Source organism: Streptomyces sp. CC208A (assembly GCF_030010625.1).
Classification (GTDB): Bacteria; Actinomycetota; Actinomycetes; order Streptomycetales; family Streptomycetaceae; genus Streptomyces.
In genome coordinates this window covers 1-18,515 of record NZ_JASCXN010000015.1, presented here as the reverse complement: position 1 = coordinate 18,515, position 18,515 = coordinate 1, and the positions used below count along the sequence as shown (strand labels likewise).

17 protein-coding genes are annotated in these 18,515 nt (G+C 68.4%); 7 read left to right on the top strand and 10 right to left on the bottom strand.

Annotated features, from left to right (window positions below):
* Positions 1-20: 20 nt before the first annotated feature.
* Complete coding sequence (locus QK442_RS17945) at positions 21-224, bottom strand: calcium-binding protein (RefSeq protein WP_282694965.1); 204 nt, start codon at positions 222-224, stop codon at positions 21-23.
* A 97-nt stretch (positions 225-321) separates the two neighbouring features.
* On the opposite strand from QK442_RS17945, the gene QK442_RS17940 reads away from it, so the two are divergent.
* Complete coding sequence (locus QK442_RS17940) at positions 322-567, top strand: LLM class flavin-dependent oxidoreductase (RefSeq protein ID WP_282694964.1); 246 nt, start codon at positions 322-324, stop codon at positions 565-567.
* Positions 568-621: 54 nt separating this feature from the next.
* Here QK442_RS17940 and QK442_RS17935 read toward each other — a convergent pair whose 3' ends face one another.
* On the bottom strand, positions 622-5,436 hold the full coding sequence (locus QK442_RS17935; RefSeq protein WP_282694963.1) for a hypothetical protein: 4,815 nt from the start codon (positions 5,434-5,436) through the stop codon (positions 622-624).
* Between the two features lie 190 nt (positions 5,437-5,626).
* On the opposite strand from QK442_RS17935, the gene QK442_RS17930 reads away from it, so the two are divergent.
* The gene (locus QK442_RS17930; RefSeq protein ID WP_128462746.1) at positions 5,627-6,220 is read left to right on the top strand and encodes a hypothetical protein; all 594 of its coding nucleotides are present in this window, start codon (positions 5,627-5,629) and stop codon (positions 6,218-6,220) included.
* Between the two features lie 26 nt (positions 6,221-6,246).
* Here the strand turns inward: QK442_RS17930 and QK442_RS17925 are convergent, their stop codons facing one another.
* From QK442_RS17925 to QK442_RS17915, 3 genes are all read right to left on the bottom strand, one after another.
* Positions 6,247-7,149: an LLM class flavin-dependent oxidoreductase gene (locus QK442_RS17925; protein WP_282694962.1), complete on the bottom strand. Its 903-nt coding sequence runs from the start codon at positions 7,147-7,149 to the stop codon at positions 6,247-6,249.
* 153 nt (positions 7,150-7,302) lie between these two features.
* Positions 7,303-7,782 carry an NUDIX hydrolase gene (locus QK442_RS17920; RefSeq protein ID WP_282694961.1) on the bottom strand — a complete coding sequence of 160 codons (480 nt, stop codon included), beginning with the start codon at positions 7,780-7,782 and terminating at the stop codon, positions 7,303-7,305.
* A gap of 91 nt (positions 7,783-7,873) precedes the next feature.
* A complete protein-coding gene (locus tag QK442_RS17915; protein WP_282694960.1) occupies positions 7,874-8,791 on the bottom strand; it encodes an FkbM family methyltransferase in 918 nt (305 codons plus the stop codon).
* A gap of 102 nt (positions 8,792-8,893) precedes the next feature.
* Here QK442_RS17915 and QK442_RS17910 point away from each other — a divergent pair, with 102 nt between their 5' ends.
* Positions 8,894-9,394 carry an ATP-binding protein gene (locus QK442_RS17910; RefSeq protein ID WP_206281353.1) on the top strand — a complete coding sequence of 167 codons (501 nt, stop codon included), beginning with the start codon at positions 8,894-8,896 and terminating at the stop codon, positions 9,392-9,394.
* Here the strand turns inward: QK442_RS17910 and QK442_RS17905 are convergent.
* The 4 genes from QK442_RS17905 to QK442_RS17890 are packed head-to-tail and all read right to left on the bottom strand — an operon-like array spanning position 9,352 to position 13,332.
* Positions 9,352-10,248 (bottom strand): glycosyltransferase family 2 protein, encoded by an 897-nt coding sequence (locus tag QK442_RS17905; protein WP_282694959.1) that lies wholly within the window; start codon positions 10,246-10,248, stop codon positions 9,352-9,354. The genes QK442_RS17910 and QK442_RS17905 overlap by 43 nt on opposite strands.
* Positions 10,245-11,480, bottom strand: a complete 1,236-nt coding sequence (locus tag QK442_RS17900; protein WP_282694958.1) for a hypothetical protein — start codon at positions 11,478-11,480, stop codon at positions 10,245-10,247. Before QK442_RS17900 ends, QK442_RS17905 begins: the two co-directional genes overlap by 4 nt.
* A complete protein-coding gene (locus QK442_RS17895) occupies positions 11,477-12,181 on the bottom strand; it encodes a hypothetical protein (RefSeq protein ID WP_071267672.1) in 705 nt (234 codons plus the stop codon). Before QK442_RS17895 ends, QK442_RS17900 begins: the two co-directional genes overlap by 4 nt.
* Complete coding sequence (locus QK442_RS17890) at positions 12,178-13,332, bottom strand: glycosyltransferase family 1 protein (protein WP_282694957.1); 1,155 nt, start codon at positions 13,330-13,332, stop codon at positions 12,178-12,180. Before QK442_RS17890 ends, QK442_RS17895 begins: the two co-directional genes overlap by 4 nt.
* 143 nt (positions 13,333-13,475) lie before the next feature.
* Here QK442_RS17890 and QK442_RS17885 point away from each other — a divergent pair, with 143 nt between their 5' ends.
* From QK442_RS17885 to QK442_RS17870, 4 genes are all read left to right on the top strand, one after another.
* Complete coding sequence (locus QK442_RS17885) at positions 13,476-14,447, top strand: helix-turn-helix transcriptional regulator (RefSeq protein ID WP_282694956.1); 972 nt, start codon at positions 13,476-13,478, stop codon at positions 14,445-14,447.
* The gene (locus tag QK442_RS17880) at positions 14,444-15,094 is read left to right on the top strand and encodes a peptide deformylase (protein WP_282694955.1); all 651 of its coding nucleotides are present in this window, start codon (positions 14,444-14,446) and stop codon (positions 15,092-15,094) included. Before QK442_RS17885 ends, QK442_RS17880 begins: the two co-directional genes overlap by 4 nt.
* On the top strand, positions 15,091-15,663 hold the full coding sequence (locus QK442_RS17875; protein ID WP_282694954.1) for a peptide deformylase: 573 nt from the start codon (positions 15,091-15,093) through the stop codon (positions 15,661-15,663). Before QK442_RS17880 ends, QK442_RS17875 begins: the two co-directional genes overlap by 4 nt.
* Positions 15,664-15,984: 321 nt before the next feature.
* Positions 15,985-17,097 (top strand): actin family protein, encoded by a 1,113-nt coding sequence (locus tag QK442_RS17870; protein ID WP_282694953.1) that lies wholly within the window; start codon positions 15,985-15,987, stop codon positions 17,095-17,097.
* 126 nt (positions 17,098-17,223) lie between these two features.
* On the opposite strand, the gene QK442_RS17865 is transcribed toward QK442_RS17870, so the two are convergent.
* The gene (locus QK442_RS17865; protein ID WP_282694952.1) at positions 17,224-18,120 is read right to left on the bottom strand and encodes a hypothetical protein; all 897 of its coding nucleotides are present in this window, start codon (positions 18,118-18,120) and stop codon (positions 17,224-17,226) included.
* Between the last annotated feature and the right edge of the window lie 395 nt (positions 18,121-18,515).

The following is an 18,515-nucleotide window of genomic DNA, read 5'->3' as shown; positions in this document are numbered from 1 at the left end:
GTTCAACCCTTCAGTACAAGTCAGTTCCCCACGATCCTGCCGTCCGGCGTGAGGTCGACACCGCGGACCGTCACCTCGACGCCGAGAACCGTGGTGGTGAAGGGCAGATCGAGGTACTGCTCAAGCATGGTGAGCAGACCGGTCCGCTGCTCGTCCTCGCCGTAGGCGTCCACCGTCGCCTCTTCGACCATGGCCTCAAGCCCGGCCTTGTCCAGCGTGCCCATGACGCCACGGTAGCGACCTCCATCGCGACATCGGCACGGTTCCCGATCTGCTCCGCCGACGTATCCGTGGCAACAGAGGCCGCGTATCGTCGGAGCCATGCGTCTGAGCACGGTGATCCTCCCCATCCACCGGTGGGCCGAAGGACAGAAGACCTGGCGGCGGGCCGAAGAGCTCGGCTTCCACGCCGCGTACACGTACGACCACCTGTCCTGGCGTACCTTCCGGGACGGTCCGTGGTTCGGCGCGATCCCGACGCTGACAGCGGCAGCGACGGTCACACAGAGTATGCGTTTGGGTACGCTCGTGACCTCAGTCAAGCCTCGTTCACCTATCGCAGCCTGACCTGCGGCAACACTCCCTACGGGGCGCGTGCACCCACCCTTTGAAAGCGCGGGTCTAGGGAAGGTCGACGTCGAATCCTTGCGGGGTCGGCAGGGTCCTGAAGCCAAGGGTCTCGACGGCGAGCTTCAGCTTTCCTCTCCCCTTTTCCCTGCGGAACTTGTTGTAGGCATCCATCCCGAACAGGGTCTGCAACGCTTTGCCCAACTCCAACGAGGTCAGGCGGCGTTCCTCCCCGCGGGCTTGCTTCAGGAGATCGTGAATGGCTCGCTGGAAGTCCTCAGCCCCTCCGGGGCCGCGCTGACGGGCAGCGAGCGAACGCAGCACCGCCGGATCGACCCGATAGGGACCGGGACCGGCAGGCACCATGGGCACAGACTCTGACTCATCCGGCTGCGGTTCAGGTTCCGGATTAGGCATCGACGCTGCATCCGCAGGGGCGAGGGCTGACTGGGTGACCGCACTCGACGTGGCCAAGGGCGCGGATACCTTGGGTGGCTCCGCGTTGATCAGCGCGTCAGGCGTCTCTCCGGGAAGCGTAGGTTCCCAGGCTCGGAGTCCCTCGTAGCTGAAACCGAGGTAGAACTCGACGGACTCATTGACGCCACTGGTCTGCCGGAACCGATTTCGGGGAGTGAAGAAGGCCGACAACTGACCTCCAGTGATCCTCAGTCGTCCAGATTGAGGACTCTTGATCTCCTCGATGATCCCGCTGACGCGTACCAGCTCCTGCGGGTGACTCCAGAAGCCCGAAGGCCCGTGGCGCTGCCGGCCCATTTCGCTGAAGTGCACCAGCGGATGCGGGCGTGCGCTGCCACCGAGCCACTCAAAGCTCCACTGCCTTCGATGCTGACGGCTCAGACGCTTGCATTCCTCCAGGTAGTAGCGGACACGCTCCTCGTCCTGCGCGTCACCCCGCCGCCAGATGAGGAAGTGCAGGATATAGAGATAGTAGTTCGCGTCGAGGCTGTTGTGCTCGGAGGCGAACCACGCGAGCCGCTCAAGGGCGTGAGTCTCGGAGTATTCGGGGAGCCTACGGTAGGACTGGAACCACAACCGCAGGTCGGCGTCGGTGGCCTGGCCACTATTAACCGGCCCTTCCGCCATCTCAGCAATGGTCCGCGCTTGCTCCTCGGTCAGCTGCGACCAGTCCCGCCCGGCCTTCGCGTACAGGGTCCGGGCGATGGTCAGGTCTACGTCGGGGTTGTCGCCGCGACGGCGCAGCTCCTGCCACTGCTCGACCAGCCGTTCGACGTCTCCGTAGAGCACGGTCAGCCGTTGATCGAGCCGTCGATAGTACTTGCCTTCGGCATTGATGTTGCGGAGATTGTCTAGCAGCTCCTCGGCCCGCCCGATCTGCTCGGTCACCCATACGGCCGTGGGGTCATCGCCCTCCATGAACTCTGCGAGGCTCTCCTCGCCCGAGGCTTGCCTGAGGCGTTCCACAACGGTCGCGATCAGCTGGATGGGGGTGGACCACGTGTAGTCCGTGTTCTTGTACTTACCGGCGTCGGTGAAGGCTTCCATCGCTCGGTCGAACAGCGGCTCGACGGACGCGAGCAGCTCTTCCGGCGTGTGGCGTTCGCCGTCCCGGAGCAGCTGGTTGAGCTTGTTCTCGATCCAGAACCTGCGAACCATCCCCAGAGTGTGCAGATGGGTGGCGTCTCGGCCATGGGACTTCTCCACAGCCTTGAGTACAAAGCTCTCGGCTCGGCCGAAGTCTGCCTTGACCTTGTAAATGTCGTATCGGCCCCGATGGTTCCAGAAGTGCGCGTTGTTCGGGCACTGGGTGGTGAGTACCTCGAATACCTCCGCGCCGGCCTCCACGGACATGGCCTCAATCAGTTCCGAGAAGTTGTCCGACCTACCGTCCGTGGACGAGTTGGTGCGCCGGATGAACAGCTCGTTCAGCAGGTGCTTCGTCGTCCTGTTCTCGGGACCGAGCAGCGCTGTCGTCTTCCTGATGAAGTCCACTGAGATGTTGCCGAGGCTGTAACGCTCTCCATCAACTTCGCCCATCAGGACGCGCTCCGCGATGAGAGGGTGCAGCAGCCTCAGCGCACCTCGCTCCGTAACCACCAGGTGGCGCAGGTCTGGGCCGAGGAGTTCGCTGAGCTCAGCGTCGGTCAGAGGTGAGTAGACCGGCCGCTCGCGCCCCAGCCATGCCTCGACCATGACGATCGGTAGGCCGAGTTCCTGCCCGTATCGGGTGAGCAGCGCCAGATGACGGGCGAGCTCCCTTTGCTCCCGGGTCAGCCCAGCGAAATGGTTGTGCACATACGAAGCGATGCCTTCGAACTGATCCTCGTACACACACAAGCCGAAGAAGAACGGCGAGAGCTTCTGTGCGGCCACAACATCGGTGGCTCCCTCGGCCAAGCCATCCAGGAGCCGGCGCGCCCGATCGGTTTCCGCGCGCTCCTTGAATGTCTTAAGGAAACGTTCCCGTTCCGGGCCCTGCAGCGGGTCGAGCAGCTTGTGCCCGTTGCCGCTGTCGCCCACATTCGTCCGATTCACCCACAGCAGCACGGCGCGGGTGTTCCGCTGTGCCAGGGAATGGACCAGTTCGTCGAGGTCGTAGTCTGGAAGTATTGCCGACTCCGCAACCACGAGTGCGGGATGTCCAGTCTCCTGATAGATCTCGTCGATGCGATCTGCCGTGGTCTCCGAGTAGTTGCGCAGAAGCACGGTCGGATAGGTGCGGTGCAAGTCCCAAGCCACGCGACGAGACAGTGTCGTGCCGCCAGCTCCCGGTGAATGGTCGAGGTGGACGATGGCTAGCTGGTGGTCACTGAGACGCTGGTTGATTTCCTTCCACAGGCCGGGGTAGGCGTCTCGTGAGACGTCGACCGGTACTTCCAGTTCCTGCCAGGACGGCGGTCGACCACGCCAGAACTCATCCGTCAGCTGTTGGGCGGACTCTCTGTCGGAAAGGATCTCGGAGTGCAGTACCTCCAAGTCGACCGAGAGCCGGTGCAGATCTGACCAGTTGAGCGTCCAGCGTCGCCCGTTGATTCCGGGCAATGAAGGTGTCGAGGCACTCCCGTCTGGTGGCAATGACTCGGCGACCACGGTGAGGAACGCTTCGATGTCGATCCCGTTGATGGCGGGGGCCTGCGCCAGATCGAGACGCTCGGCGAGGCCGTCGTACTTCTCGTCGATGTAGTCGATCACACGCCCGATCTCCCGGTCACGCCGCCCGGAGCGCAGGACCAGGACGGCTGCGGACTGATGCGGGGTACCAGCGTGTGTCTCGTCGACCAACTGCCGCACGCGCTGCAGGTAACCCCGCCGCCGCCACTGGTCGTCGGAGTCTGCGGTCGGCTCGTCGTGCGTAGTCCAGCCGTTCGCCATCAGCCAGTTCGTGGCGTTATCCGGCGGGACCGGTACGCGGTTGCTGCCGAAGACACTGACGTGTCGTCGTTCCGCGAGCTCCGGAACGACGACACGGGACAGGCCGTTGCTGTCGCTGTCTGGATCGAGATCGATCACCGTCGCCCAGCCGCAGTGCGCGAGCGCGGCCAGTTCGCGTGTGGCGGCCACGCCGTCGGCGACGAGATAGAGGTCCATGGCCCCGTGTGTCTGCCGAAACGGCCTCCAGCGACGCAGGGCTTCCTGCGCAGTGACCGGGGTGGCACTTGCGCTGGTGGCCAGGCCGACGGCTCCAGCCCGCTCCTCCTTTGCGATGTTGACCCACACCTCCGGGTGACGCTCGCGCAGGAGAAGGCGGGCTGCCCAACCCGCGCTGGCTAGAGCGGCGCGACGCTGGGACATGTCGTCGAGAGGCTTGGCAGCCCAGTTGAGGCCCGCAGCGATCCGGGCCATGAGCATCTGCTGCCGCCAGACGTCCACCCGCTTCTGCTCGCGCGCGGTCAGCACGCTCTCAGTCTCACGGCGGATTCGACGGAGTAGGTTGACGAGCCCGGAGTCGTTGAAGTCCAGTTCGACAGGGACCGTCAGGCCCTCTTCGTCAAGCCGGGCGAGCAGGGGCAGCACCCGGCCGCTCGTGGACGCGCCCAGTCCGAACAGCAGCGCGGACAGCTCCAGGTACGCATGGTCGTACAGGAGCGGTGTGGGTGTGTCCCAGTTGACGTCGATCAGCCAGTAGGTGAGGTCCCGGGTTAGGCGGGAGCCCCGGACCAGGACGTTGCGCAAGTGGAGATCACCGTGGGCCGGTCCGCGGAAGCACGCCAAGTCACGGCCGGACAAGCCGAGGTCGAGGTCCAGTAGGACAAGCGGATCCGGCAGAAGTTCGCCCTCGTGACGAAAGACGCGACCCGTCCCATGAAGTTGGTCGAAGACCTCACGAACGCGGGAGCCGCGCTGGTTGTCAGGGAAGTCGCCTCCGAGCCATTCGCGCAGCACTGTGCCCACGGTGCCCTGGTAGTTCGGCGGGCCCGCGACGGCAAGTTGAGCACTCAGTAGCTCCCGAGATGCCCGGGCAAGGATCTCCTCGCGATCTTCTGCATCGACATGGTCGGCCGAGCGCAACCGGTTGAGGCTGAATCCTGCGATGTCGTAGATGTCGACGCTGATGCCGGGGCCCTGGAGCGACTGAACCAGCTGCGGAACCCGGGTCTGCCCAAACTCGCCAAGGCCCGTGGTGAAGGCGCTGTGGGCTGTGGCCTGAAGTCGGCCGGTGGAGAACCCCACCTTCAAGATGTGCTGGCCACGTGGGACACCGTCAGAGCCGCGCCCCGCCTCATGGCCAATGTCGCACAGCATCACCCGGGCATCGGTGTAACCGCCCGCAAGCGACTTAACGATCTCTACGGAAGTGCTGGCAGGTAAATCGTTCCGCAGCAGGGCCAGTCCGGACTCCAGCAGGTCACGGCCGGCCCCCTCGTTGCTGTTAGCCGCCTTGCGGTTCATGGCCGAAGCCTACATATGTAGACCATCCAGCACACCAAGAGTGGCACCATTTCCCACAAGAACTGTCCCCAGCGCAGGGAGTCTTCGACGACCCGCTGCTTCAGAGAGCCGCAACGGACGACCGGCCGGGCCGCTAGGAGGCGCCTCTGAGTCGCTCCCGGAGGACGGTCATGGCAACAAGGAGTCATTGGTGGAGGCACTGATCACTGCCGTAATTGGCGTATGCGGCACACTCTGCGCGACATGGTTGACCCAGCGCAGTGGAGCGCGAGCGCTGGCTGCGGAGCGGCGAAACACTGAGAGGCTTCGCCAGATTGAGGAGAGCACCCGAAGGGAGGAGCGCCTCCTCGATCTGCGCCGCACAAGCTACGTCGCCTTGAACCAGTCTGCGCGCCACTACTTCGGCGCGATCAACGATGGACTCCACCAGTTGCTGGCTGAGCGGGATGCCTCGGAGCTGGACGTGCAGGTTGCTGAGCTGGATGAGGTGCGCGCCCAGTACCGTGCTACCTATGCGGAGGCACAAATGGTCGCCCCCGACACTGTCCTGACCGTCGCCTCCACCGTCAATCGTGAGTTGAACCAGGCGTATGGGATTCTCAAGCGCCTTCATAGTCACATGCCGCGCGAACGGGACAACTCGGATCAGATCCGCACACATCTGGACGCCACACGTGGGCTCCTGCACGATCTCCGCCATGCAATGCGCTCAGACCTCGGGGTCACGAACCTTCCGCGTTCAGGGGGAGAAGGAACCCTGGCCGCGCTACCGCATGGTTCTTGAGATACCACGCTGAGTAGTGCCGCCGTTCAGGCGAGCTGAGTGAGGCCCTCCGTGGCGATCTGGTCGAAGACGACCTGGCCGACGGCGAAGGCAGAGCCCGCGATGGGCCAGTGGATCACGATCTCCGTGAAGCCGAGCTCCTTGTGGCGGCCCGCGAAGTCGACGAACGCGTCGAGCGACTCCAGCGGCCCGTTCCTGTCGGGGGTGAAGCCGTGGAGCAGGATCTTGTCCAGCCCGGCCACCTCCCGGCCGGCGTCCGCGCACGCCTTGCCTAGCTTCTCGATCTGCCCGCGCAGGGCCGCCACCGACTGCTCCGGGGTGCCCGTCTCGTACAGCTTCGGGTCACCGGTCGTCACCCACGCCTGCCCGTACCGCGCCGCGAGCTTCAGCCCGCGCGGCCCGGTCGCCGCGACCGCGAACGGCAGCCGCGGGCGCTGGACACAGCCTGGGATGTTCCGCGCCTCCTCCGCCGTGTAGAAGTTGCCCTTCTGTGAGACCGCACCCTCGGTGAGAAGCCGGTCGAGCAGCGGCACGAACTCGCCGAAGCGGTCCGCCCGCTCCTTCGGCGTCCACGGCTCCTGGCCGAGCGCGGTGGCATCGAAGCCGTTGCCGCCGGCGCCGATGCCGAGGGTGATCCGGCCGCCGGAGATGTCGTCGAGCGAGATCAGCTCCTTGGCGAGCGTCACTGGATGCCTGAAATTAGGCGACGTGACGAGGGTTCCCAGGCGCAGGCGGTCCGTGGCCGTGGCGGCGGCGGTGAGGGTGGGCAGGGCGCCGAACCAGGGGCCGTCGCGGAAGCTGCGCCAGGAGAGGTGGTCGTAGGTGTACGCGGCGTGGAAGCCGAGCTCCTCGGCGCGCTGCCACTTCGCGCGGCCTCCCTCGTGCCAGCGGTCGACGGGAAGGATTACGGTGCTCAGGCGCAGGCTCATGCCACCGAGCCTACGTCGGACTCAGAGGTGTCCCGTGCGACTCCGGAGTGCGACGTCCTCATGCTGTGGCGATCCGGTCTGGTGCGACGTGGGCGGCACCCGACGGAGCCGTCTCAGTATGGCGACCAAGCCCCCGATCACCCTGGTGCCTGCTCATTGCGCAGCGGTGACCGACCATCCGTAGCGCGAGAAGGAGGGGCCGCCGTCCAGGTACGCCGCCAGGGCCTGAGTGGAGGTCGGGAACGCGGGGGTGGGCAGGCCGCTCGCGGCGACCCACTCGGCCGTCAGGTGCTTGTCCGGCTCGGGGTTGGTCAGCTCACCGGCCCACGTGTCGGTGGCGAAGACGAACAGGACGAACTGCCCGGCCTGGTCCCAGCCCTGTTCGACGTGGATGACGTGGACGAGGGCGAGATCCGCCGGGTCGACGAGCAGGCCGGTCTCCTCCTTGAGTTCGCGGGCGGCGGCCTCGTCGAGGGCTTCGCCGGGTTCGGCCTTGCCACCGGGGAGGGTCCAGGCCGGCTGCGGGGACCAGTTGCGGGCTCCGTAGAGCACGGCGGCGATCGTGTCGGCGTCCTTGTCGTGGACGATCACACAGACTGCGTTGCGGCTGTTCATTACGCTGGTGTTGATCACGTGCCCACTCCTCGTCGACGTGCCGGAAGGTGTCGGTGGTCCTGGCGGGCGGCTCGGACCGGCCGGGCCGCTCGGAACGTGGGGGTGCTGCTCAGCGGCCGAGCATGAGGCGATCGGCGTTGGTGCGGGAGAAGACCAGGTCGGTCATGTGCTTCGGGGCTTCGGTGCACCGGACCGGCGGCTGTGGTCGGTGCATGGCCCGGGGGTAGGTGGCCGGGTCGTAGTCGTTGGTGAGCGTGTACGCGTGGAAGCCGCGCTCGTGCAGGGTGTCGATGATGTCGGTGGTGCTCTCGCCCTGCTTGGCCAGCAGCTTTGGGGTGACTTCCACGACGAGTTCCGCGTCGTTGCGCAGGTACGTGAGCGCGGGTAGCAGTCCGCGGATGGCTGCTGCTTCGGCGCCTTCCACGTCGATCTTGATGACGCGGGTGGTGGCGAGTTCGGCCCTGCTGACCAGGTCGGCCAGGGGTGCGGTCGGCACGTCGAAGGCAGTGTGGACGTGGCTGGGCCGGACGGCGGTGGTGTGACCGAGGTTGGTGGGGTCCTCCAGGTACAGGGTCAGGGTGCCGTGGGTGTCGGAGGCGGCGGAGCGGACGGCCCGGGTGTTGGTGCGGTGGTTGGCGGTGGCCGCGGTGGTCAGGTCGTCGTGGAACTGCGGGGAGGGCTCGATGGCGACGACGTGGCCGTGGGGGCCGACGGCGTGGGAGGCCAGGAGGCTGAAGGCGCCGCGGTGGGCTCCGACGTCGATGAAGGTGTCCCCGGGGCGGAGCCGGTCGCGCAGGAAGGCGCTCAGGTTCGGTTCCCACTCGCCGAACAGGTACTGGTAGCGCTGGATGACGTCGCTGGTGGTGACGCGGACCTTGTCGCCGGACCTCAGCCGGACGGTGGTGCGGACGGGGTGGGTGCGCAGGTGCTCGTCGAGGAAGCGGCCGACGAGCCGCGCCTTGCCCACGGTGCCGGGGGCGTAGCGGACGTAGGCCCGTAGTGTGCGGGCGAGTGCGGAGGCGGACACGGGCGGCTCCTTCGGGTGGTGGTGATGAGGAACGGGGTCCTGGGCTGGCTGGCGGTGGCAGACTGGCCAGGAGAACGCTTGTGGTGTTGAGGGGAGTTGGCGGTGGCCGAGCGCACTCCGGTGGTGTTTCTGCTGGTGGGGCTCACCGGTTCGGGGAAGACCACCTATGCCCAGCGGGTGCTGGAGCCCGAGGGTGCTGTGCGGCTGTCGGTGGACGAGGTCGTCTATGAGCGGCACGGTCGGTACGGCGCCGACTACCCGGAGAACACCTACTTCGAGAAGGAGGCCCCGGTCGTCGCCGAGCTGCACGAGCGGCTTGCCGAGCTGGTTGCCGAGGGCCGGGATGTGGTGTGGGACCACGGGCTGTGGCCGCGTAAGGACCGCGACGCGATGAAGGAGCTGGTGGAGTCGGCCGGCGGGCGGTGGCGGCTGCTGTACTTCCCGGTGGAGCGTGACGAGCTGCTGCGCAGGCTGGCGGAGCGCAACGAGCGGGCGGACGCCAACGCGCTCGTCGTGACGCCGGAGGCGCTGGACGACTTCGTCGGTCGGTTCGAGGAGCCTCAGGGCGAGGGCGAGGAGATCGTGGAGCCGGACTGGCTCTGAGCCGTGTGCGGGCGCCAGGTGGTGGCGATCTTGGCGGCTTCGGTGGCCCAGCCATCGGGGAGGCGGTCGAGGGTGACGCGGCGGAAGGCGAGGCGGGGATCGGCGACGTCGATGCGGCCGTTGTGACGGTCGATGTGCTGCAGTAGACGGGACGCCTCGCTGCGGACGGCCGGGGTGTGCTCGGCCCACTCGCCAGAGGTGAACCGGTCGACCCGTCGGCGCAGATCGTCCAGGACGCCCGAGCGCCACTTGAAGTGGTGCACGCACGCGAGCGTGTCAGGGTCCGGCTTGTGGCCGGAGGCGCGGTGGTTGCCGGAGGCCACGGTTACCGAGGAGTGGGCGAGGACGATCTTGCGGGGGTCGCCCTTGAGAAGCCGGTGGGTGAGGTGCCCGCCGAGCGGGAAGGCCCGGTCCAGTCCGGTTTCCGGGCGCCACAGGGCAAGGCGGCCGTCGTTCGTGGCGCGGTCGAGCATCAGCCCGCCGATCACCTTGTGCCTGGCGGCCTCGGCCTGGGCGATCATCTCGGCGAGCGGGGCGGGGTAGGTCTGGAACTCGTCGGAGTCGGTGATCAGGTGCCAGCCGGTCCCGGCCTGCTCGCGCAAGGAGTCGCGGAGCTGGGTGTTGGTGTGCTCGTGCCACGGTCCGGTGCTGATCCGGGCGGGGATGATGCCGAGGTCGTGGCTGGCCGCGATGAGCTGGTGCCGCCAGGCGTCGTGGACGTGGTCGGGGAAGTGGAAGGCGAGGTGGAACCGCTCGATGCCGAGCCGGCGGTAGTGGGCGGTCCAGGCGGCCAGCAGGGCCGGTTCGACCGGGCCCACCACCGCGACCAGGGCGGGAGAGACGGGCGTCTTCATCGGCATTCCTTGGTCAGGCGGGTGTAGGTGTCGGTGAGGAAGGCGGCCTGCTCGGCCGCCGAGTTCATGTCCAGGACCCCGCGCGCCAAAGGCCCCGGGCGGGCGGGCGCGTCGGCCTTGAGGTGGTCCAGCGTCTTGGCGAGGGTGTCTGGATCGCCGGCAGGGAAGAGTCGGGCCCACGATTCCCCGGCGAGGCGGGCGGTCAGCTCGGGGTCGTGTGCGGAGACGATCAGCGGGACGGCGAGGCGGGCGGCGTCCATGACCAGTCCGGATTCCTTGCCCACGCCGGACTTCCGGGCGACGAGGGCCGCGTCGGCGGCGGCATAGACAAGCCGCAGGACCTGATCGCCGACCGGGCCGGGCACCGTGTGAAGGCGGACATTGGGGAGCTGGTGCCAGCGTGTGAGGACGGCGTCGTCCAGTGGGGTGCCGCACACCAGGACGTGCAGCGGGGTGGTGAGGCGGGCGAGGGCGGCGTCGATGGTGGGGATGTCCTTGTAGGGCCACCAGCCGCCGACCACGCACACCGCCTTCGCGTCGGCGGGGATGGTGAAGGCGGTGCGGGCACCGTCTCGTTCGGCGTCGGTCAGCGGGCGCCCGTCGTCGACCGCGAACGCCCGCACCTCGCCGGGAAGGCGAGGGAAGGCCGGCGCGACCTGATCGCGGACAGCGGTGGTCGGGTACAGCGCGATCACCCGTTTCTCGCCCCTGCGGGCGAGTCGGCCCAGCCACCGGACCAGGCGGTCTTCGGTGGTGACCGCCTCGTGGATGAACCGCAGGTGCGGGGTTCCGCCGAGCAGGGCGGCCAGGCCGTGCAGGGCCTCGTTCGCGCTGAGGATCACCACTGCCGAGGCCCGCGGGGCGAGGCGGCGTGCGGTGCGAAGGCAGGCGGCCTCGGTCAGGCACCGGGCGAGAAGGGTGAGCTGGTGCGGGGACCTGCGGACCGCCAGCGGCCAGCGCCGGGAGGCGAAGATCTGCTGGCCGGCGGCGGAGACCCGTGCTGCCGCCCGCGCGACGGCCAGAAGGATCTTCGCCGCGGGCCCGGCCGGACCGACGGCGACCCGGGAACCGGACTGAACCAGCGGGCCCACGTCCTCGCTCAGGCCGCCCGGGGCGATGACGAAGCTGTCCGGCCGCGCGGTGGCGAGCGCCGCCAACGTGCGCTGGTGGTGTCCGCCGACCCGGTGCGCGTACGGCTCAATCAGCACCAGCGACCCGGGGGCGGCGTTCATCCGGTCACCGCCTGCTCGCCGTACAGCGTGGTGAAGTGCTGATACAGCCAGGGCGGGTCGTTGAGCGCCTCGAAGTGTTGCGGGTCGCGGGCGGCGGCCTTGGCGAAGCCGAGTCCGTCGCGGGCTCCGGCCGCCGCGTAGGCGGCGAACTCGCCGTCGCGGCCGGCCGTCCAGGCGGCGATGCGTTCCTGGGCGGAGGCATCGGTCATGCCGTACTCGCTGCCGCGCGCGAGCATCGCGCACTCGCGGAAGCCCGCCTTCCACGCGTGGAACGGGCTCTGGTTGAACCGCGTGACCCCGGCGGTCTGGCGGCAGAACTCGACCCGGCCGGGCAGGGCGGCCAGCACGTCGACGGCCTGGCCCATCTCCCTCAGCGCCGAGCGGCGGATCAGCTTGAGCCCGCCGTAGCCGTAGGTCAGGCCGTTGACCGGGTTGACCGCCTGCCATACCCGCATCGCCACCCCGTCGGCCAGCGGCTGGACCGCGGCGGTGGGGAACTCGGGGTCGATGGCGAAGTCACCGTCGGCGAGGAAGAACTGCTCGGTGTCGACCAGCTCGGCGGTGAGCCGGTAGGCGCGTCGCATCCCGCGGACTCCGTGCAGGCGCTTGACGGTGCCGCCCAGCACCCGGGCGAGGCGGGTGTGCAGACGGTCGGCCAGCGGCTCGTCGTAGGAGAGCTGGACCGCGTCGAAGCCGGTCACTTGATCGCCTCCAGGTAGCGGGCGGCCACCACGGCGGGCGTGAGGTCGGCGGTGGAGGCATACGCGCGCTTGGCGTGCACCAGGTAGAACTCGGCGTCCGTGGCGAGGCGCTCGGTGATCTGGACGGCCTGCTCGTCGGTGTCGAACAGCAGCTCGTGGTCGATGTGCTCGGCCAGCCAGCCGGTACGCGGGCCGATCACGGGCAGGCCCATCGCCTGGCAGTCGATCACCGACATGGACCAGGGGCAGCCGGGCCGGAAGGGGGCGATGCCGAAGTGGGCGCCGGCCAGCAGGTTGCGGTAGCGGACGCGGTCGCCTCGGTCGGAGGCGATGGTGACGCCGTCCGTGGTCGCCAGCTCCTCCAGGTGCCGTTCGGGGCTGGGGTCGAGGCGGATGCGCTCGGGGCTGCGGGTGCCGAACAGGTCCATCACCGTCAGCCGCACCGGGGCGTCGGCGACGAGGCGGCGGGCGAGACGGGTGAAGCGGGCGGTGCCGTAGTGCCTGTACAGGCGGTGGTTGTAGATGCCGGTGGCCCTGCCTTCGGGCGGGGTGATGTCGGCCGGGTCACGCACCAGCCGTACGTCCCTGGGGGCGGGGACGATGTGCAGCTTGTCGCCGAGGCCGACGCCGGTGCGGGCGGCGGCAGCGGTGGTCCAGGAGGCGGCGGTGGAGGAGTGGACCAGGATGCGGTCGCAGGCCGCGAGGCCGGCGGCGAAGGCCAGCAGCACGCTTCGGCCCAGGCCCCGGTCGTTCATCGCCGGGTCCAGCTCCAGGACGCCGGTGTCGGTGAAGGAGAACGGCAGGTAGTGGCAGTAGCCGGCGATCAGCGCGTCCACCCCGGCTTCCAGGAGTGCGGCCCGGAGCGCGGGGGCGGCCTCGATCTGGTTGGCCACCACCACCTCGGGCCGCCGGTCGCGGATCAGGGAGACCAGGGCGTCCATGCCGGGGTCGAAGCGGGCCCGGTACTTGGTGGACGGCGAGGTGGTGGGCGCGAAGTGCACGCGGGTGTCGCCGACCGGGACCGGCGAGGCCACGGTCACGTCGGCCCCGGCGTCCGTCAGAGCCGGGGCGAGCATGTCGGCGAAGGTGTAGCCGGAGTCGGCGGACAGCTGACTGGAGTTGGAGACGTTGAGCAGATACAGCACGCGCATCGCTGGGACCCTCCTGGTTTGGGCCCGGGGGTCGACCTGGGCCGGTAGAGGAAGGAAACTGGCGACCGGGGCCGTGACAGAATGGTGAATCGAGATCACTCACGGTTCATTCATCTCATCCGACGGCCAGGGCGGGGGCTTTGATGGACGCGCGGGACGACGCCTTGACGGTCGAGCAGGCCGCCGAGGCGTTCGCGGCGGAGGTCGCCTACTGGCGCGAGGTGCGGGGGCTGGCCAAGCGGGAGTTAGCCAGAAGGATGGGCTTCGACCCGTCCTACGTGAGCCACGTCGAGTCGGGCCGGCACAAGCCGACCGAGGACTTCGCCCGCCGCGCGGAGGAGGCCCTGAACGCGGGCAAGGCCATCTGGAAGCGCTGGCTGGACTACGAGACGGCCAAGGCTCCCGTGGCACCAGCGGCGGCCGTACCCGCCCCCCGCAGGGCCGAGCAGCCGTACGCGACCGGCTTGGCGATCGTCGTCGAGCACGACGCGGCCCACCTCGACTACGACGGGCGCCACTACCGGCTCACGATGCGCCGGCTGCTGCGGAACACCGGCAGTGAGCCGATCACCCGCTACCTGATCCGCATCAGCGTCGACCGCTACCCGGGCGAGCCGGAACGGTCCAACGCCCACTACCGCGAGCACCCGCTGACCTGGGACGAGCTCGCCCTGACCGCGACCTGCCGCGGCGAGGCGATGCGCTGGCAGGCCAAGCACGACCGCGACGCCTTCAAGGAGGTGTGGCTGCTGTTCGAAAACGAGCAGGGCCGCTTCCCTCTCTACCCGGGCGAGTCGGTGTGGATCGAGTACGCCTACTCCGTGGGCGAGGAGAAGTGGGGCCGCTGGTTCCAGCGCGCCGTCCGCCTGCCCACCGAGCACCTGGCGGTCGAACTCGCCTTCCCCGCCGAGCTCGACCCCGCTGTGTGGGGCACCGAGACATCCATGACCGCCGAGGCGGCGCCGCTGCGAACGGCCCCGGTCCAGCGCGAGGAGAACGGGATGCGGGTCTTCTCCTGGAGCACGTCCACACCCGCACTCCACGCCCGGTACCGTCTGGAATGGCGGTTCCGGGCGCGACCCGAACGTGAAGCGAACCAAGGGGAGTTCAGGTGATCCAGGTGCGGCCCAGCGAGCAGATGCGTGGCCTCGGCGTCGTGCAGAACGGAGCCCCCGTCCTTGCTGAGCCCGCCCGTGCCTTCGACCTGTCGGCCGAGCGCGAGACTGCCGAGCAGGTCATCGAGCAGCTTTTCTCCGCGATGGAGCGGATCGGGCAGGTCCATCCGTTCGCCAAGGGCATGGGCATCGCGGCCCCGCAGATCGCGATCGGCCGGGCCGCCGCTGTGGTCCAGCCTCCTGACCCCGGCGCCCCGGCGATCGTCCTGCTGAACCCCCGTATCACCGACCGCTCCAGCGACGAGGACGAGCAGTACGAGGGCTGCCTGTCGTTCTTCGACGTCCGCGGCCTGGTCCCCCGGCCGCTACGGATCACCGTGGAGACCACGACGCTGGAGGGCCAGCTGGTGACCACCACCTACGAACGCGGACTCGCCCGGCTGGTCCACCACGAGATCGACCACCTCGATGGCCTGCTCTACACCGCCCGGATGCGGACGGGCGTCGCTCCGATTCCTGTCGAGCAGTACCGCCAGACCGGCCTTATCTGCAGCTGTCAAGCATCTGCGCAGGTAGACGCCGCGGACCAGTATCAGGGACATGAGGCACGTGGCCTCTCGGAAACAGGGAAAGGAGCGCGCCGGTGACCACTCCGCCCACCGCGAGCGACACGATGAAGTCCATCGGGATCGTGCAGGAAGGCGATCCTGTGCTCACTCAGCCGGCTCGGCCCTTCGACCTCCCCGGTGAGGCGCCGGCCGCGCGGGAGGTAGTGGCGGCGCTCCACGCGGCTGCCGATCGAGCAGCAAAGGTGCACAACTTCAGTAAGGGCATGGGGGTGGCCGCGCCTCAGGTCGGCCTCGCTCGGCGTGCGGCGATCGTCCGGCCTCCTGAAGGGGGCGTGATCGTTCTCCTGAACCCGACGGTAGTGGAGGCGTCACCGGAGGTCGATGAGCAGTATGAAGGCTGCCTGTCCTTCTTCGACGTCCGCGGGAAGGTTCCCCGTCCGCGTGTGTTGCGGGTTGAGCATCAGGACTTCGACGGCCAGGTCCGGACGGCGACGTTCACTGATGGGCTGGCCCGACTGGTCGCGCATGAACTCGATCATCTGGACGGCGTGCTGTATGTGTCGCGGATGCTTCCTGGCTGCGAGGTGGTCACGGTTGCCGAGTACAAGGGGACCGGTAGGCAGTGGCAGTACGGAGAGGGCCAGTAGCGCGCTGGTCGGCATGGGGACAGTGCCATCCGGGTCGAGTCTGTTGACGGTGGCGCTAACGGCCAGTTGAGATGGCTCTGATCAACATTTCGGGATGACCGAGCGTGACTGTCACAGGGTGAGCAGCACGCGGCGCCGGAGTAGTTCGAATTCGGCGCCCACCCCGCCACGATGCATCGGGGCCCGTCGGTGGGTGGCGGGGCGGTTACGGGAGGTGCGGAGTGGGCAGGGTGTGGTGGTTGAGACGCGTGAGGTTCGTCGGCGGGGCCGGGGCGCGGTTGTCCCCCGGCCCCGCCGACGGCTGTCGGGAGTTGAGGATTGATGAGCGATTTCGCGGGTGCCCTCGTGGTGGATCTGGGGTCCGGCATGGTGAAGGCGGGGCGGGCCGAGGACGAGATGCCCTCGGCGCACTTCCCGGCGATCGTCGGGGTGCCGAAGTCCGACGTGGTGATGGCGGGCTCGGAGTCGAAGACGGCCTACGTCGGCACGCAAGCCCAGGAGAAGCGGGACGTCCTGACGATCAACTACCCGGTCAAGAGCGGGATCATCGAGGACTGGCGCATGGCCGAGCAGCTGCTGGAGCACTTGTTCTCGCATGAACTGACGATCGATCCGCAGGACTTCCGGGTGCTGGCCGCGACCGCTCCCAACGCTCCGGCCGAGCACCAGGAGAGACTGGTGACCATTCTGTTCGAGCGGTTCGAGGTGGCGGGCTGCCAGCTCGTCAGCTCGGCCGAGCTGGTGATGGCGACGGCGGGCTCCTCCACCGGCCTGGTGGTCGACATCGGCGACGGGTTCTGCACCGTCGTCCCGGTGGTGGAGGGCCGGCAGGTGCGCACGGCCGTGGTCCGCTCGGACCTCGGCGGGAACGTCGTCACCGAGGCGATGCAGACGAGCCTGGCGGAGGAGGGCATCGACCTGAGGACCTCGAGCGCGAGCTTCGAGGTCGTCCGAAGCGTCAAGGAGCAGGTCTGCTTCGTCGCCGCCGACTACGCGCAGGAGACCGAGCGCGGACAGGCCGCCGCGGTCGAGCTCCCCGACGGCACCGTGATCCGTCCCACCGTCAGTCGGTTCAAGGCCCCGGAGATCCTCTTCGACCCGCAACTGTTCGGCTACCAGACGCAGGGACTGGCCGCCCTGGTCAGCGAGGCGATCGGCAAGGCCGACCCGGCCCACCGCGCGGCCCTGTGGAACAACGTCGTGCTCGCCGGCGGCACCAGCGCCCTGCCCGGCCTCAAGGAGCGGCTCGCCGCCGAACTCACCACCCTCAGCCCCAAGGAGAAGATCACCGTCACCGTTCCCCAGGACTCGCGCCACGCCACCTGGAAGGGCGGATCCATCCTGGCCCAGCGCCCCGGCTTCGCCGACCGCTGGATCACCGCCGCCCTGTACGAGGAGCACGGACCCGAGGCCGCACTCACCGCGACCGCCTGACCAGCACACCGGGTGGCCGCTCTCGGCGCCGAACATCGCGCACCGGGAGCGGCACCACTCCGCGCCCCTCGGTACCGGGCACGAACCGGCCGGAGGCGGGGCGGGGAAGCCCGTCAGCCCGCTGGGTCAGCCGCCCAGAGCGGCGGCGATGGGCCCGAACAGGCCGGTGACTGCCAGGGGGGTCAGGTCGGGCCGGGGTTCAGGGGCCTGCCACGGCGCGACCGTCCAGGTCTGGCCGGAGCCACCCCTGCTCTTGCCGACGAGGGAGCCACCCTCGTCGGTCCAGTACGTCCGCTCGGCGTCCACCTTGTCGCTGTCGGCGGCGTAGATGTGGGCGCCGTCGTACACCCACCCAGAGGCGCCGACGCTGCTGCTGATTCCGCAGCCGTCGATTTCCGTGCGCGAGGGCTCGGGCTCAGGAGGACCCGCGGGCTCTTCGACGGGGGGTTCCTCGAATCCCGCGTCGGCGGCCGCCCTGAGGTATTCCTCCTTCTGGACGCCGTACCCGGTACGGCCGACCAAGCCGTTGGGGCCGAGCGCCCTGTAGCCGGCGCACTCGTAATGCCACTCCATCGAGCTCGCACCCTCGCCGTGCAGCTCCTTCCACTCCTCCGGGACGATCTCCTCCCACAGACGCTTCTGCACGTCCTCAGGAAGACAATCCAGCCCGTAGGAGATCGCGTAGAGCCTCACCATGGGGTCCGGGCCTCCGCTACCCAGCGGCGATTCGTAGAGCCAGACGCAGTGATTGCCGATGTTCTGGTACTCGCGGATTGCGTGACTGGCGATCTGGTTGTACGGCTTGCGCGCACCCGAGTCGTAGGCGTCGTGGTACCACCACGCCGTCGCAGGGCTGCCGTCCGGCTCGCCCAGGTGGAGCGTCGGCTTCTCGGACACACTCTGGAGGTACTTGGTGCCCAACCTGTGGTCGCTGATGTCGTGAGTGTCGCCCAGCCGCACCCGGACACAGCGCCCGGTTTCGTTGTTGATGATGGTGAAATTACCGCTCGGAAACGTGGACATGGCCGTAGCCTGCCATGCCGGTGTGTGGTTGGTCCGGCGCTTTGCGTGATCGTCACCCGACGGCACAGCAGCGCGAACCGGCTTGGCCCTCCCCGCGCTCCCCCTCCACCGCACAGCGGCGAAGTGACGCCGCCTGGCCGGGGCCGCAAGGCACAGCAGAGGCGCTCAGTGTGGGGTATCCGCCCATTACTGACCCGCGCATATCCGTCAGTGGCTAAGCTCCCAACCGGCAAGATCACCTGAGCTTAAGGAGCCCGCCATGCCTGACCAGCCCGACGACACCGTTGCCGCCGACAGCAGCGCCCCCGGTCCCGACGACCTCAACTTCGACAGCGTCTCGGTCGACTTCGGCCAGGAGTGGGTGATCGGCGGGGGTGCTGTGTCCGACGAGGAGA

Bases quoted from the DNA above. Each gene is read 5' to 3' on its own strand.
- QK442_RS17865 (WP_282694952.1), bottom strand. From the start codon at position 18,120: ATGTCCACGTTTCCGAGCGGTAATTTCACCATCATCAACAACGAAACC.
- QK442_RS17885 (WP_282694956.1), top strand. From the start codon at position 13,476: ATGGACGCGCGGGACGACGCCTTGACGGTCGAGCAGGCCGCCGAGGCG.
- QK442_RS17935 (WP_282694963.1), bottom strand. From the start codon at position 5,436: ATGAACCGCAAGGCGGCTAACAGCAACGAGGGGGCCGGCCGTGACCTG.
- QK442_RS17870 (WP_282694953.1), top strand. From the start codon at position 15,985: ATGAGCGATTTCGCGGGTGCCCTCGTGGTGGATCTGGGGTCCGGCATG.
- QK442_RS17890 (WP_282694957.1), bottom strand. From the start codon at position 13,332: ATGCGCGTGCTGTATCTGCTCAACGTCTCCAACTCCAGTCAGCTGTCC.
- QK442_RS17905 (WP_282694959.1), bottom strand. From the start codon at position 10,248: ATGAAGACGCCCGTCTCTCCCGCCCTGGTCGCGGTGGTGGGCCCGGTC.
- QK442_RS17945 (WP_282694965.1), bottom strand. From the start codon at position 224: ATGGGCACGCTGGACAAGGCCGGGCTTGAGGCCATGGTCGAAGAGGCG.
- QK442_RS17925 (WP_282694962.1), bottom strand. From the start codon at position 7,149: ATGAGCCTGCGCCTGAGCACCGTAATCCTTCCCGTCGACCGCTGGCAC.
- QK442_RS17940 (WP_282694964.1), top strand. From the start codon at position 322: ATGCGTCTGAGCACGGTGATCCTCCCCATCCACCGGTGGGCCGAAGGA.
- QK442_RS17900 (WP_282694958.1), bottom strand. From the start codon at position 11,480: ATGAACGCCGCCCCCGGGTCGCTGGTGCTGATTGAGCCGTACGCGCAC.